The 14,024-nt window shown below is 57.7% G+C and carries 13 protein-coding genes and 1 pseudogene; 9 read left to right on the forward strand and 5 right to left on the reverse strand.

The genetic code is table 11. The features are described from left to right. The first annotated feature begins 301 nt into the window (after positions 1-301). The 7 genes and pseudogenes from AB2B48_RS04890 to AB2B48_RS04920 all read left to right on the forward strand — a co-directional run bounded on the left by AB2B48_RS04890 (position 302) and on the right by AB2B48_RS04920 (position 7,465). On the forward strand, positions 302-1,126 hold the full coding sequence (locus AB2B48_RS04890; RefSeq protein ID WP_368300967.1) for an ABC transporter ATP-binding protein: 825 nt from the start codon (positions 302-304) through the stop codon (positions 1,124-1,126). Beyond that, positions 1,126-2,142 (forward strand): FecCD family ABC transporter permease, encoded by a 1,017-nt coding sequence (locus AB2B48_RS04895; RefSeq protein WP_368300968.1) that lies wholly within the window; start codon positions 1,126-1,128, stop codon positions 2,140-2,142. Before AB2B48_RS04890 ends, AB2B48_RS04895 begins: the two co-directional genes overlap by 1 nt. Continuing rightward, a complete protein-coding gene (locus AB2B48_RS04900) occupies positions 2,139-3,191 on the forward strand; it encodes a FecCD family ABC transporter permease (RefSeq protein WP_368300969.1) in 1,053 nt (350 codons plus the stop codon). Before AB2B48_RS04895 ends, AB2B48_RS04900 begins: the two co-directional genes overlap by 4 nt. 26 nt (positions 3,192-3,217) lie before the next feature. Beyond that, entirely contained in the window at positions 3,218-4,150 is a 933-nt protein-coding gene (locus AB2B48_RS04905; protein ID WP_368300970.1) for an ABC transporter substrate-binding protein, read from the forward strand. Next, a pseudogene (locus AB2B48_RS04910) lies at positions 4,116-5,049 on the forward strand (MurR/RpiR family transcriptional regulator). Before AB2B48_RS04905 ends, AB2B48_RS04910 begins: the two are co-directional and overlap by 35 nt. A gap of 649 nt (positions 5,050-5,698) precedes the next feature. Further along, complete coding sequence (locus tag AB2B48_RS04915; RefSeq protein WP_368300971.1) at positions 5,699-6,574, forward strand: NAD(P)-dependent oxidoreductase; 876 nt, start codon at positions 5,699-5,701, stop codon at positions 6,572-6,574. A gap of 18 nt (positions 6,575-6,592) precedes the next feature. Then, positions 6,593-7,465 carry an oxygenase MpaB family protein gene (locus AB2B48_RS04920; protein WP_368300972.1) on the forward strand — a complete coding sequence of 291 codons (873 nt, stop codon included), beginning with the start codon at positions 6,593-6,595 and terminating at the stop codon, positions 7,463-7,465. Here the strand turns inward: AB2B48_RS04920 and AB2B48_RS04925 are convergent. Then, positions 7,429-8,169 (reverse strand): metallophosphoesterase family protein, encoded by a 741-nt coding sequence (locus AB2B48_RS04925; protein ID WP_368300973.1) that lies wholly within the window; start codon positions 8,167-8,169, stop codon positions 7,429-7,431. The two genes, AB2B48_RS04920 and AB2B48_RS04925, sit on opposite strands and share 37 nt — an antisense overlap. A gap of 112 nt (positions 8,170-8,281) precedes the next feature. Between AB2B48_RS04925 and AB2B48_RS04930 the strand changes: the two genes are divergently transcribed. Continuing rightward, positions 8,282-9,157 carry a LysR substrate-binding domain-containing protein gene (locus tag AB2B48_RS04930; RefSeq protein WP_368300974.1) on the forward strand — a complete coding sequence of 292 codons (876 nt, stop codon included), beginning with the start codon at positions 8,282-8,284 and terminating at the stop codon, positions 9,155-9,157. A gap of 105 nt (positions 9,158-9,262) precedes the next feature. On the opposite strand, the gene AB2B48_RS04935 is transcribed toward AB2B48_RS04930, so the two are convergent. Then, the gene (locus AB2B48_RS04935) at positions 9,263-9,403 is read right to left on the reverse strand and encodes a hypothetical protein (RefSeq protein ID WP_112205122.1); all 141 of its coding nucleotides are present in this window, start codon (positions 9,401-9,403) and stop codon (positions 9,263-9,265) included. A 253-nt stretch (positions 9,404-9,656) separates the two neighbouring features. On the opposite strand from AB2B48_RS04935, the gene AB2B48_RS04940 reads away from it, so the two are divergent. Continuing rightward, positions 9,657-9,863 (forward strand): glycogen synthesis protein GlgS, encoded by a 207-nt coding sequence (locus tag AB2B48_RS04940; RefSeq protein ID WP_185666118.1) that lies wholly within the window; start codon positions 9,657-9,659, stop codon positions 9,861-9,863. A 70-nt stretch (positions 9,864-9,933) separates the two neighbouring features. On the opposite strand, the gene AB2B48_RS04945 is transcribed toward AB2B48_RS04940, so the two are convergent. The 3 genes from AB2B48_RS04945 to AB2B48_RS04955 form a co-directional block, all read right to left on the reverse strand. Then, complete coding sequence (locus tag AB2B48_RS04945; protein WP_185666119.1) at positions 9,934-11,124, reverse strand: MFS transporter; 1,191 nt, start codon at positions 11,122-11,124, stop codon at positions 9,934-9,936. After that, positions 11,121-12,368: a peptidase T gene (pepT, locus tag AB2B48_RS04950; RefSeq protein ID WP_368300975.1), complete on the reverse strand. Its 1,248-nt coding sequence runs from the start codon at positions 12,366-12,368 to the stop codon at positions 11,121-11,123. Before pepT ends, AB2B48_RS04945 begins: the two co-directional genes overlap by 4 nt. Before the next feature lie 240 nt (positions 12,369-12,608). Beyond that, positions 12,609-13,910, reverse strand: coding sequence for a uracil/xanthine transporter (locus tag AB2B48_RS04955; protein ID WP_368300976.1), 1,302 nt, complete (start codon positions 13,908-13,910; stop codon positions 12,609-12,611). Between the last annotated feature and the right edge of the window lie 114 nt (positions 13,911-14,024).

Genomic DNA, 14,024 nt, shown 5'->3' on the forward strand with positions numbered 1-14,024 from the left:
TCATTCAAACATGCAAAAATGTAGTAGTAAATCCAAACGACAATAAATTTATCGGCGACTCAAAATAAGCCGGAATACGAGGTTGGAAAACAGAGGTGTTGTTCATAATTAATTGAATATCATTGTTTTTAATGGTTTTTGTTAGGTGTAGAAATCGCGCTTCATAACCTATTCCTTATGAAATGAAGTGGTAATGTAGTGCTATTGACTACTACATTACGGCATTGCATGATCAAAAGAGAATGAGATTTATTTAAAGTGCAGAACGATACCACGTCGTTGCGGCCGGAGAGAAAGAAACATGCCACAGCGGCAACAAAACGCCCCTCAGGAACGCGGGATAGTGCTGGAGTCCCTTTGCGCCGGTTACGGCAACCAGCGCATCGTTGATAACATCAGCCTGACCATCCCCGTCGGCAAGATGACGGTGCTGGCGGGCGCCAACGGTTCCGGTAAATCCACATTACTCAACACCATGGCGCGGATGCTCAAACCGCTGGGCGGCTGCGTGCGTCTGGACGGCCAGAATATTCACCAACAGCCAACGAAACAGGTCGCGCGCCAGCTCGGCCTGCTGCCGCAGTCGCCGCTGACTCCGGAAGGGCTGACCGTCTTTGAACTGGTCTCGCGCGGGCGTTACCCGTGGCAGGGGCTGATCCGTCAATGGTCGGCGGATGATGAACAGGCGGTTGAGACGGCGCTGCGTCTGACCGGCACTCTGGAGTTTGCGCATCTGCCGGTCGACAGCCTCTCTGGCGGCCAGCGTCAGCGCTGCTGGATTGCCATGGCGCTGGCGCAGCAAACCGCCACCATTCTGCTGGATGAACCGACCACCTGGCTTGATTTACGCTATCAGGTGGAGATCCTCGAACTGCTCCAGCAACTCACCCGCGAACACGGGCGCACCGTGGTGACCGTGCTGCATGACCTCAACTTTGCGGTGAATTACGCCGACACGCTGATTTTTATGAAGCAGGGGAAGATTGCCAGCATCGTGGATGACAGCGCGCCTTGCACCGCCGAAATCATCAAACAGGTTTTCGACGTCGACGTGCATATGTTGCCTAACCCGCAAACTGGAAAACCGCTGTTTATGCCGTTCTGCGCCCGCCCGGAGTCTGCCTGATGGCGACGCAGAGCCTGATTCAACGGCCAAAAACGGTTCGTTCGCTGTGGGCACTGCTGCTGGTTAGCAGCCTGCTATGCCTCGGCGCGATTATTCATCTCGGGCTTGGCGCGCGTGCCATTGCCCCCAGCGTAGTGGTTGATGCGCTGCTGCACTACGACCCACGCAATTTTGACCACCGCATTATCATTAACCTGCGCCTGACGCGACTGCTAGCGGCGCTGCTGACCGGCGCGGCGCTGGGCGTTGCGGGGCTGCTGCTGCAAACGGTGATTCGCAACCCGCTGGGCGAACCGCATATTCTCGGCCTCAACGCCGGGGCTACGCTGGCGGTGGTGGTCTGCTCTGCGGCGGGGATCTCCTACGGTGTGAGCCGCCCGCTGGCGGCGGCTTGTGGGGCGGCGGCGCTGTTTGGGCTGGTGATGCTGCTGGCTTCAGCCGGGCGCGTTGGCGCGACGGCGATGAAAATTACCCTCTGCGGGGTGGCGCTGTCGGCGTTTGCGTCGGCCGTCACCGCGTCGATTCTGATCCTTGATGAACAGACGTTACAGGCGATGCGTACCTGGCTTGCGGGGGATCTCTCCGGCATTAGTCTCAGCACGCTACAGATTGCCAGCGTGCCTGCGTTGGCCGGCGTGTTAATGGCGGCGTTGCTCGCGCCGCGCCTCAACATTCTGGCTCTCGGCGACCGGGTGGCCAGCGGGCTTGGCGTATCGGTGGTGCGCACCCGCGTGCTGGGGGTGATTGCTATCGCGCTGCTGTGCGGTGCGGCGGTCTCGGTAGCCGGGCCGATTGGTTTTATCGGACTGGTGGTGCCACACGTTATTCGCCGCTGGGTCGGGCAGGATATCCGTACCGGGCTGCTGCTGGCGCTGCCGACCGGGGCGTTGCTGCTGCTGCTGGCGGATATACTCGCTCGCTGGCTTTTGGCTCCACAGGAACTGGCAACCGGGGTGATGACCGCGATGGTCGGTGCGCCGGTGTTTATTGCGATTGCGGTGAGGTTCTTTAAATGACGCGAGCAGTCACCCGCGCGGGTTTTCGCGCTGTCACAATCGGCCCATTACGTATTTTGCTGCGTCCCCGGCTGCTGAAAATCGCCGCCGCGCTGATGACCGTGATTTTGCTATTAGTGGTTTTCGGCGTCACGCGAGGCTCGCTGCCCATTCCCACCAGCGCCATTGGCCGCGCACTGTTTATGCCAGAGACGTTAAGTGCGCAGCAGGTGTACATCGTGCGCGACATCCGCTTACCCCGACTGCTGATGGCGCTGTTCTGCGGCGGTATGCTCGGCCTTGCCGGCGCGGCAATGCAGTCGATTACCCGCAATGGCCTGGCTGACCCCGGGTTAATTGGCGTGAAAGAGGGAACTAGCGTGGTGGTGTTAACCCTCATCCTGGCATTCCCCGCCGTGAGTCTCGCCTGGCGGCCGCTGGTCGGTATGCTCGGCGGTGTGCTGGTGGCGCTGCTGGTCATCGTACTGGCCCGTGACCTATCGCGCCCGCGCTTTATTTTGATTGGTATCGGCGTGTCGTGGGCGCTGTCGGCGGCGATGGGGCTGTTTATCACGACTGCTGATATCCGCGATGTGCAGACGGCGATGACCTGGCTTGCGGGCAGCCTGCACGCTGCCACCTGGTCGCTGCTGGCGGTCGCGGTGGTATGGGCGCTGCCGGCGGTGCTGATCCTCTATTTGACCGCAAGGGCGGCGGACGTCGCCTTGATGGGCAACCAGGTGGCGAACGGGCTTGGGGTGCGGTTATCACGCCTGACGCTGCTGCGCTTCTTCGCACCGGTGCTGCTGACGGCGGCGAGCGTCTCCTGCGTCGGTAGCCTCGGTTTTGTCGGGCTGATGGCGCCGCATATGGCGCGCTTTATGCTGCGCGGCGGCCAGGTCGCGCTGCTTACCGGTAGCGCCTTGATTGGCGCGCTGCTGGTGTTGCTCACCGATACCCTCGGGCGGTTGGCCTTTGCGCCGCTACAAATTCCGGCAGGGATCATCATTTCGTTGATTGGCTGTCCCTTCTTTATTTTACTGCTGTGGCGTCGTCGCGACGCATTGTGAGGTTCAGGATGACCCTACGTGGGCTAATGTCAGTGTTGTGCCTGTTTAGCGTTTCGGCGTTTGCACAAACGCACCCGTTTACCGACGATCTGGGCCGCGTGGTTCAGGTTCCCGATCACCCGAAACGTATCGTGTCGATGCACGATCTCGATATTACCATTCCGCTCATCGAACTTGGCGTACCGCCCGTTGCCAGCCACGGGCGGACGCGTCCGGACGGTAGCCACTATCTGCGCTCCAGCGCGATGCTGACCGGCGTCGATTTTGATAACAGCGATATCAAGTTTATCGGCACCGCGGATATCGACCTCGAAGCGGTGGCAGCAGCCAAACCAGACCTGATTATTACTGAACCCAACCGTAACGTGCCGATTGAGCAGCTGGCGAAAATCGCCCCGACGGTGAGCATTGACCATCTGCTCGGCAGCGCGCCGCGTATCTACGGCAAGCTTGCCGAACTGACCGGCTCACAGGCACGGCTGGCACTCCTTGAGCGCCGCTATCAGACGCAAATCGAACAGCTTAAACAGACCATCGATACCAATAAGATCACCGTATCGGTGATTCAGGCCAACAACGGCAAAATCACGGTGCATCACTCTTATCATTCACTGGGACGCGTGCTACGCGATGCGGGCTTCCGTTTCCCGCCGATGATTGAAGGTATTCCCGACGGCCAGCGTATTGACGTGAGCGCTGAGCAGTTGCCGGAGCTGGACGCCGATTTCCTGTTTGCCACCTGGCGCTCGGACACCGGCGGTAAACCGCAGGATGAACTCAACGATATGGAAAAAGTGATGCCGGGCTGGTGCGACTTTATGCGCGCCTGCCGCACTGGGCATTACATCCTGCTGCCGCGCGACGAGGTTATCTCTAACTCTTACGCCTCGTTGAACCTGCTGGTGGCGGAGGTGCAGTCGCAGGTTGCCGGACGCCCACTGCCTAAGGAGACGAAATGAGCCAGACGGTGATACGTAAAGAGAAACGTCGGGTTGACCTGTTCGGCGAACGCCTGCGAAGCCGCACGCCTCAGCTTTCGCCGCGTCTGCTGGCGGTCGCACACTGGATTGATGACAACCGCGAGGCGGTGCTCGACCACACGGCGATGGAGATTGCCGCCGCTACGCAAACCTCCGATGCCACCGTGGTACGCGCCATCCAGGCGCTCGGCTTCGCCGGGCTACGTGACCTGAAGCAGACCATGCAGCACTGGTTTGGCCCGACCATCACCTCGTCGGAAAAAATGGCGTCGACGGTCGGGGCACTGACCAGCGACGTTAACTCCAGCATTGATTTTGTGCTGGAAGGGCACCAGCGTGCCTGTGAGATGCTCGCCAGCACCAGCAACCGTGCGGCGATAGCCCAGGCGGTGGCGTTGCTCGGCGATGCGCGTCAGGTCGCGCTGTTTGGCATCGGCGCGTCGGGGATTCTGACCGAGTACACCGCGCGACTGTTCAGCCGGATTGGCCTGCCGTCCTGCGTGCTTAATCGCACCGGCTTTAGTCTCGCCGAGCAGCTTATTGCGCTGCAGCGCGGCGATGTGTTGATTATGATGGGGCAAAAATCGCCGCATCGGGAAGGGCTGACGACGCTGCGTGAGGCGGAGCGATTGGGGATCCCGACGATTTTGCTGACTCAGGCTACCGATTCGCGCTTTAGCGATATGGCGCAGGTGGTGATCCACGTTCCTCGTGGGGAGAATGGCCGCGTGCCGCTACATGGTACGGTGATGGTGTGTCTGGAGATGCTGGTGCTGTCGGTGGCGTCCACCCATTCACAGCGGACGCTGCGTTCGATGAAGCGAATTAATGATTTGCATAAGGCGATTGGGAAGTCTGGGGGGCGGAAAGGGGGGTAGCGCGAGCGTTGCTAATGCCTTCGTTCTGAGTTGCATTCAGGCTTATCACTCTGTTGCGCTCTCTTCCAGCGGTAGCCATATAAACTGCACTGGCGCGGAGAGCGCGCAAGGGGCGGCCAATCGCCGCTGCGCGGTTCCCTCAGCCCACATCCCTGTGGGCTGAACCGGCCTACGGGAAACGCTTCGGTGATTTAGACGCCACCAAAAACCGTGCGGTCTTTCAGTTAACAGCAATAACCAGTCTTTCTGAAACCGATGAGTCCCCGCTGGAAATCGGCGAGCCGGAGAATGGAAGACAAGGTCAGGACGCCATGGATGGCGGACTGAGGCGAACCGAGACAGGGATGTCGAGTTTCGCCGTGCCGCAGGCTGGAGTTCGTAGGCGAGCGCAGTGCGAAGCACCGATTTCCCTGCGGGGCCGCGGGGATTGCGAAGGGGTGCGCGGCCGCACCCCTTGGCCCGTTCACCGGTGATGGAACTTCATATTCCACCTAACGTAAAGTGAACGGAACCTTTCACCAAACTGACATGTATCCAGTTTTGTTATCAAAAAGTTTCAAATAAGAAGGGCGCTTAACCATTAACCAGTTGCTTTTCTGCCGAATAATCATCACGCTACCTAAAAGACCGACCATCTGAGGAGAGAAACATGAAGGCACTGCCCGCGGTAGCGGTACTGGGTTTAGGCGCGATGGGGCACGCATTTGCCGCCAACCTGCTCAAAAAAGGTTTCACCGTATACGGCTGGAACCGCACGCCGGGTCGCGGCGACGATCTGCTGTCTGAGGGCCTTATCGTGCGTGAAACCGCCGCTCAAGCGGCAAGCGACGCGCAGGTGATTATCGCCATGCTCACCGACGGTGACGCCACCCTGGCGGCCATCCGTGCCGTTGCGCCATCCTGCCCGCAAGGTGCGACCTTCTGCCAGATGGGGACCATCGGCATTCAGGAAACCGCTGATGCCATCGCGCTGCTCGAAGCACTTCGCCCCGATATGCTCTACCTCGATGCGCCGGTTTCCGGCACCAAAGCCCCGGCGGAAAACGCTCAAATTCTGGTAATGGCCAGCGGTGATGCGTCGCGAGCGGGCGATGCACAGCAGGTCTTTGACGCCATTTCTCGCGGCACCCAGTGGTACGGCGACGCGGGCAACAGCCAGAAGATGAAGCTGGTGATCAACGCCTGGCTTATCTCAATGATGCAGGGCGTGGCGGAAAGTATGCAGCTTGCCAAACAGTTTGGCTTCACGCCGGGCCAGCTGTGGGAAACGCTGGAAGGCGGGCCGCTGGCGGCGCCGTACGTCAAGGGCAAGCTGGAGATGATCCGTAAAGAGGACTACACCCCGCAGATGCAGCTTCAGCATGCGCTCAAAGATGCGCGTCTGGCGCTGGAAAACGCTCCGCAGGGCACCATGCCGATGATGGCCGATATCGTCGATATGTGGACGCAGGCGTCGCAGGGCGGGCTGGCCGAGCAGGATCTGGCGGCGGTATACGCCTGGCTTGATAACGCGCGTAAAGCGTAAGCCTGAAGGAGAAAGCGCATGGAGTGGCTACGTCAGCGTATTGAACGTCAGGTGCTAGGCCTGACGGGTATAGCGCTGAATGAAATCGACTTCGAACACCCTGCCGGGGAACCGGGGCTGTTCGGCCCGCAGTCGGCTATCTGGCCGGTGCACGGCGATTTCACCTCCATGCTGTGCGGCGGCATCAGCGCGTTATTACTGCAGATGCTGCACCCACTGGCGCTGGCCGGTGTGTGGGATCACTCCTCGTTTCGTGACGATATCTTTGGCCGCCTGCGCCGTACCAGCCAGTTTATCTCGGCCACCACTTTCGCCACCGAGCCCGATGCCGAGCGGCTGATTGCCAAAGTGAAAGCGATTCATGAGCGGGTTAGCGGGGTAGATATCGACGGGACGCCGTACGCCGCCAGCGACCCGGATCTGCTGACCTGGGTTCACGTCGCGGAGTGCAGTTCGTTTATGGCCTCCCATCTGCGCTATCGCCGCGTAGTGGTGAGCCCTGCAAGGCAGGCGCAATATTTTATTGAGTCCGCGAGTATCGCCGAGCGGTTGGGGGCGCGTAACGTGCCAAAAACGCCGCAGGCAGTGGCGGACTATCTCGAGCAGATGCGGCCTCAGCTAAGATGCGATGAACGCACACGAGAAGTCGCTCGCGTGCTGATGACCACTCGTCTGCCGGGGCGGGTGGCACAACCCGCGGGCACGATTCTGATGAAGGCAGGGATTGACCTGCTGCCCAACTGGGCGCAGGAGATGCTGGATTTACGTCTTAATCCAGTAGAGCAGCGACTGGTGCGCGGTGGTGTGCATACCATTGCCGCTGTTTTGCGCCGCTCGGTGCGCAACGGCGCTTATCACTGCGCGATGCGGCGCATGAGTTCATCGGCATAATAATCCGGTACTTCACTGTCGCGGATGGCCTGTGCCACCAGCGCCACATCGTACAGCACCGTTTTGACCATCAACGACAGCTTCCCTTCACGAATTTCGCCTAATAACCAGCTTGCCTGCGGCTGTCCCGGTTTAATACGTCCTACGGCGCCGGGGTTGGCGAACAGTAACGGTCGTCTCGTACCTCTGTCGATTTCCCGCACGCAGGCAAAGTGGGTATGTCCGCAAATTAACGCGTCGACGTCGTGCAATTGTGGAAAGGCCAGCAGCGTGCGTGCGCAGGTATCGGCGTACAGATATTCCGACAGTGATCGCGGACTGGCATGCACCAGCAGAATTGGCAGCGGCAGATCCGGGCGCAATGTATCGGGAAGCGCTTGCAGCCAGCGTCGGTTTTCCTCGCTGAGAACCCGTTTACTTAGCGCAATGGCTTCGACCCTGGCATCACGCTCTTCGGGGCTATGCACCGCCATGGTGGTCACCGGTTCATCGCAGGCCACCCGCTGGTCGTGGTTTCCTCGTAGCACTGGAATCTGCCGCTCACGCAGTCGGGCGATAACTTCATTGGGCCAGGGGGCGAAATCGACAACGTCGCCAAGGCAGAAGCATTGGGTAATGCCGTGGTGGTCAATATCGGCGAGGACGGCATCAAGCGCCGGTAAATTGGCGTGAACATCGCTAAAAATGGCAAAACGATACAGCATGGTCGGCATCCGAAAAGGTTCGTATAGCCATTAGCATCGGCGTTCTGGCAGCCTTGTTCAACCCAGATGCTTGCCGTTATTATTAGGTAAAACCTAACAATCAGGAGCAGCCATGGAGCTGCGTCATCTGCGTTATTTCCTTGAAGTGGCTAACACCCTGCATTTTGGTGCGGCGGCGGAGGCGCTCGGTATCGCCGTGCCAACGCTCTCCGTACAGATAGCCCAGCTTGAGCGTGAACTGGGTACGCCGCTGTTTGTCCGCAGCCAGCGGCGGGTGCAGCTTACGCAGGCGGGTGAGATTCTGCGCGACGAGGCGCAGGCGACGCTTGCGCAGGCCGAGCAGGCGAGGGCGAGGGTACAGAGTGCGGCGCGGGGTGAGCGCGGGTATCTGCGTGTCGGATATGTGTCATCGACGTTAATGTCCGGGGTGCTGAGTTCGCTGTTTAATCACTATCGCCAGCAGTACCCCGACGTCGCCGTTGAGGTTAGCGAGCTGCCGATGGAGGGGATGGCGGCACTATTGGTGGAGGGGAAACTGGACGTCGCGTTGGTGCGCGGGCCGCTAGCGTTGCCCGCTGAAATAGCCCATCTGGCGCTGCATCATGACCACTTTTGCCTGGCGCTAAGTGACGGTCATTCGTTGGCACAGACAGCGGAAATAGCGCCGGAAAGCCTTCGTCAGCAAACCTTTATTCTGCCGGAACAGCGCTCCGGCACCGTTGAAGTGGCAAAACGCGGCGGCTTTACTCTTGAACACACCCGACGGGCCGGGGCGCTGACGGAGGTGCTGGCGAACGTTGCGCTGGGCAACGGCGTGGCGGTGGTTCCGGCAGTGATGGCGCAGACCATCAATCTCCCCGGCGTGTGCTATCGGGAGATTGCCGGTGAGGCGATCCCATCTGTGCTGTGGTTGCTGTACCGCAAACGGGAACGCACCGCCGCGATTAAAAAGCTAGTAGCGCTCGCCAAAGAACAGATAGCGGATTGATTTAGCGTGACACTGTCACGAAGCAGTAGCCCGGCCGAGCGCAGCGACGCCGGGACCGACTCCCACTTCACATAAAAAAACCGGCCCTCAGGCCGGTTTCGGTTATCAGATTTTGCAGGCATCGCCGCAATCATCGTCGGCGACAATCGCCTGCGCTTTCTTGTCCGCATCGTCAAGACGTTCTGCGTTGCGCTCTTGCGCCTCTTCCAGCCCATCAAAGACCAGATTATCGAGATCAATTTCCATCGCTCACCTGTACTCACTCTGTTCTACAATTGTCACAGTATATTGCAAAAATGTTGATTGATGTACCCGCATATGGACCCGCACGCGTATTCAGCACGATCCGCTCGTGAAGAAAAAAGGGAAATGGCTGAAGTGTGACGGCGCGCGACTGGAATGCGCACGCAGTGTTCAAAAAGTAACTGATAACAGGCGAATACTGGAAACAGTAGAGCATATAGCCTTGAAAACGAGTATCAGACCGGAGGGATATGCAATGCAACAACAGGATCAGCAGGCGTTAATGAACTTTGATTTTTTGGCCCGCAGTTTTGCCCAAATGCAGTCACGAGGCCGCCCTGTCGATATTTGCGCGGTAACCGGCAATATGAACGAGCAGCAAAGAACGTGGTTCTGTGCGCGGTATGAGTTCTACCGAACGCAGGCGGAAAGCGCGAAGCGGCAGCTACTTGAAGTGTGTTAATCGTTAACGGGCCGGGTGGCCCGTTTTTCATGGTAAGCGGGCACAATATCGTGCCCGTTGTTGTTTCTGATTATCGTGCTTTTTTGGGAAAGACCAGCAACGCCACAATCGGTGAAACCACCATCAGGGCGAAGACGTAGGTAAAGCCCACGGTAAAGCCGCCAGTCAGGTCAACCGACCAGCCGATAAGCTGGCTGTTGATGGTGGCCAGCAAGAAGGTGCAGACCCAGAAGGTGGACATAGCGTAGGTGACGGTCTGTGTGGTGGCGTTTTTGAGCCCCTCTTTGGGAATCGAGAAGATAAACGCAAACCAGGTCGCAAAGATACCGCCGGTGAGGAATGAACAGACCAGAATCACCATGTCGTTGGTGGCGAACAGCATGGCAAAAGTCGTTACCGCCATAAAGATACTGGAGATAAACAGCCAGTTTTTATAGTGATAGCCGCGGTTTTTAAAGTACGGCCCCACCAGCGCGCCGAGCATAATCCCCACCTGGTTCACCGTGCCGCTCAGATGCGCGTGCGAGTCTGCCGGCAGATGTGCATATTTGGCGTAGTACAGCGGCAAGAAGGTGAACATAAACACCATCATGATCATCGCGCCAGCGTACTGGGCAATCATCCCCCACACGATGCGGCTGAATATCGCCTCTTTCAGCACCGCCATCTTGCTTTCACGACTCAGGTTCGCCGCGTGCTGCTCGCTGCGTTCTTCGTCGGTAAAGCACAGCATCCACACCGCGCCCAGCACCAGGGTAATCACCCCGTAGGCTGCCAGCAGGTTACGCCAGCCGCCGAAGAAGGTGGAAAGGTAGCCCGCCAGCGTCAGGGCAATGATGGTGCCGATGATGTTTGAGGTGCAGTTGATGCTGTTGAGGGTAGCCGCCATCTTGTTATCGAAGAAGCGGGCCACCGTTGGCACCAGCGATACCAGACATACTGCGCCGCCTAGGCCGCCGAGGAAGCGAATAATCAACAGCAGGGTGAAGTTATCGACGAAGGGAATAAAGACCGACACGCCAATCATCACGCAGCCCAGCAGGTACGATTTGCGCGTTCCCATGCGGGCAACCAGCACGGCAGTGCCCACGGCACCGACAATTTTGGCCCACAGAATAACGTTCGACATTAGCGCGGCGTGCGACACGTCAACGTTGAAATCAGCCATAATCTGCGGCATCACCGAACCGGTGGTGGCCCAGGCGGCGCCGAACACCATGTAGACGGCATAGAGTACGAATTCAATGGTCCACTTTTTCACGCGCGAACCTCACCGGTGCTCAGTTCCACCATCTCCAGCAACATTTCAGCGGCTAGACGCAGGGATTCGACGGGTAAAAACTCTTTGGTCGAGTGGAAGTTGTGCGCGCCGGTAAAGATGTTGATGGTCGGCAGGCCTTTCGGGGTGATCACGCTGCCGTCGTAGCCACCGCGCATCAGCAGCGGTTTTGGCGTAATGCCGAGGTTATGCATCGCCCGTTTGACGTTTTCCAGAATCTCCGGTGATTTGTCGAGACTCGGCTTCACGTTGTCGTAAATATCATTCAGCGTGATGGAGATGCGCTCATCGCCCCAGCGCTGTTTGAGGTCGGCCACAATCGCCTGCAGCGTGGATTTACGCTGCTGATAGCCGTCGATTTCAAAATCACGGATCGCGATATCCAGCGTGGCGTTGGCAGTATCACCGGTCAGCTTATGCGGCCAGTAATAGCCTTCGCGGCCCTCGGTGTGCTCTGGGCGCTCTTTTGGCGGCAGGGCGGTAATCATTTCCGTGGCGATACACAGCGCGTTCACCAGCTTGCCTTTCGCGCTCATCGGGTGAGCAGTGGTGCCTTTAACCGTAATCTGTGCGCTACCGGCATACCAGTTTTCAATCACGTATTCGCCGACGCCGCAGCAGTCGAGGCAAATGCCGTAGTCGGCGTTCAGCGCTTGCACGTCCAGTGCTTTTGCTCCGCGAATGCCAATCTCTTCATCCGGCAGCAGCACCAGACGAATATCGCCGTGCGGCACCTCCGGGTGGGCAATCAGGTACTGCAGCGCTTCGGCACCGGCAGCGATCGCCGCTTTGTCATCGGCGCCCAGCAGGCTGGTGCCATCGGTGGTGATGAGATCCTGGCCGACGTAGTCCAGCAGCTCCGGGTGGTTCTCTGGTGAGAAACGTTCGCCGCTGCCCGGCAGGACGATGGCCTGCCCGTCATACTGGTTCACGCGAATGGCATGGGTATCGCCGGTATGGTCAGGTGCGGTGTCGAGGTGCGCGAAGAAGACGATAGAAGGGGCGTTGGCAATATTCGCCGGAAGCGTAATGGTGGTGATAGCGTGGTTGTTTATATCAACGGTTACTGCCGCATGATGAGCAAATTGATTGGCGACGTGTTGTGCGAGTTTAAATTGATTATCGCAACTCGGTAAATTCTGACTGGTGGGAACGGAGGTGGTGTTAATTAAGGTATATTCGAGGAATGTTTTTGTTATTTTGTCGCTATCAATACGTTTTTTCATTACGATTAGCCTATTATTTGGTTACGTAAAGAAACACTTTATTCACATCTTTGCGGAAGGGATAAAAAGCTTCTTACCGTTCTCTCTTATGCAACAGGAAACGCTTGCGTTATGTGTTTTTGAATTAATCACTTGCCATACAACTATACTTATTAATAGCACATTACGCTGGCATGTAAAGCAGTGAGTGAGGTAGAACGCACGTGTGCTCCCCGAAGGTATGGGGAGCGGCAGGAACAATTATTTAAAACGATCCCACGGAATAATATTATCTAACAATACGGATAACAAAATCCCCATCAATAAGCCATTACTTAACAATGGACGAATGGTGAGCGGCACATCCTGTAAATATACCGGCGGAAGGTTCATTAAAAATAGCCCAATAAATAAAGGTAGTGCCAGGCGATAGATATTCCGCGAAGTGAACTTCACCTGCTGGCTAAATACCAGGCTGGAATATAATAACGGCAGATAAGAGACCAGCATCACCGCGCTGCTGACGCCTAACGGAATAGAGCAGAAAAAGCGAGTTAGCGGGGTCACCATGGCGACCAGCAGGAACAGCAGTGCACCGTAGAAAAAGGATTTTCGCGAGCTGTCGTTGGTTTGGGTTAACAGGCCAACGGAAGAGACAAAGGGCGAGAAAGGGATCACCGCCAGCGGCACGGTCACCAACGTAATCACCCCGGAAACCACAAAGCTGCGGCGATAATGCGCGCTGCTGGCAGGGCTCTGTGGGTAGAACACATCGGTACCGCGCACGGCGCCGTAGGTATTACTGATGTTCACCAGACCGGTGATAACCGCGGTGAGAATAATCCCCGGCGACAGCGTACCGTGGCTGCCCAGCGGGAACAGTTGCCAGTGCAGTTCACCGAAGGAGGTGGCCGACGTGCCAAAGCAGATGCGCCACACCAGCCAGCCGACGACCGTGCCAATCAGCAAGGCGTAGCGGGAAATGCGCGCAGGTAAGAAGATAATCAGGCCAATCACGAAGCACATAATGACCGTCGAAATGGCGAACGGCGCAAGCTGCAGGCCGACGGTTGATTTGGCGATACCAAACGGCAGCCCCAGCATCCCTTTAAAAAAGATGGTGGTGAGTTGCGCGCCTAGCAGCAGCATAAAAGCGACCATCACTGTCGGGGTAAACAGCCGCGACAGGCGATTACCGAGGCCGCTGATGCCGATAATAATGGTCAATACCGCAGAGATGGCGATTCCTACCGCCAGGCTGCTGGCGATGTCGTTCAGCGGCGTGCCGCGCGAGGCTTCTGCCAGGGTGATGGTCAGAATGGTACCCCACCATAAGCCGGTTGGCCCTTCCATTATGGCGCGGCGGTGGCCGAAAAAGACCTGCAGTAAACAGGCAACCGCGGTGCTGAGAAACGCGTACTGGGTCAGCATCAACAGGCTGCTGTCGGGCAGATGGAAAGCGGAAACCAGCGTTGGCGGAACCACCACGGTATTGCAGAAAATAAAGAAGAACCACTGAAACCCGGACAACAGGTTTTCACGTTGAAACAGAGACTTCGGCATAGGGCACACCTGTAAATAAACGCTACTGTAGGCCTTTTTGTCGCCCGTCAGACATTTCAGGCATTAACGGCCTGAAAACGGGAATGAAATGCCGAAAATGCGGCATGAAATGCA

The sequence above is a fragment of the Kluyvera sichuanensis genome (assembly GCF_040930405.1).
In the GTDB taxonomy this organism is placed as follows: domain Bacteria; phylum Pseudomonadota; class Gammaproteobacteria; order Enterobacterales; family Enterobacteriaceae; genus Kluyvera; species Kluyvera sichuanensis.

Excerpts from the sequence above, each read along its gene's own strand:
- AB2B48_RS04890 (WP_368300967.1), top strand. The coding sequence starts at position 302 with ATGCCACAGCGGCAACAAAACGCCCCTCAGGAACGCGGGATAGTGCTG.
- AB2B48_RS04895 (WP_368300968.1), top strand. The coding sequence starts at position 1,126 with ATGGCGACGCAGAGCCTGATTCAACGGCCAAAAACGGTTCGTTCGCTG.
- AB2B48_RS04900 (WP_368300969.1), top strand. The coding sequence starts at position 2,139 with ATGACGCGAGCAGTCACCCGCGCGGGTTTTCGCGCTGTCACAATCGGC.
- AB2B48_RS04905 (WP_368300970.1), top strand. The coding sequence starts at position 3,218 with ATGTCAGTGTTGTGCCTGTTTAGCGTTTCGGCGTTTGCACAAACGCAC.
- AB2B48_RS04915 (WP_368300971.1), top strand. The coding sequence starts at position 5,699 with ATGAAGGCACTGCCCGCGGTAGCGGTACTGGGTTTAGGCGCGATGGGG.
- AB2B48_RS04920 (WP_368300972.1), top strand. The coding sequence starts at position 6,593 with ATGGAGTGGCTACGTCAGCGTATTGAACGTCAGGTGCTAGGCCTGACG.
- AB2B48_RS04925 (WP_368300973.1), bottom strand. The coding sequence starts at position 8,169 with ATGCTGTATCGTTTTGCCATTTTTAGCGATGTTCACGCCAATTTACCG.
- AB2B48_RS04930 (WP_368300974.1), top strand. The coding sequence starts at position 8,282 with ATGGAGCTGCGTCATCTGCGTTATTTCCTTGAAGTGGCTAACACCCTG.
- AB2B48_RS04935 (WP_112205122.1), bottom strand. The coding sequence starts at position 9,403 with ATGGAAATTGATCTCGATAATCTGGTCTTTGATGGGCTGGAAGAGGCG.
- AB2B48_RS04940 (WP_185666118.1), top strand. The coding sequence starts at position 9,657 with ATGCAACAACAGGATCAGCAGGCGTTAATGAACTTTGATTTTTTGGCC.
- pepT (WP_368300975.1), bottom strand. The coding sequence starts at position 12,368 with ATGAAAAAACGTATTGATAGCGACAAAATAACAAAAACATTCCTCGAA.
- AB2B48_RS04955 (WP_368300976.1), bottom strand. The coding sequence starts at position 13,910 with ATGCCGAAGTCTCTGTTTCAACGTGAAAACCTGTTGTCCGGGTTTCAG.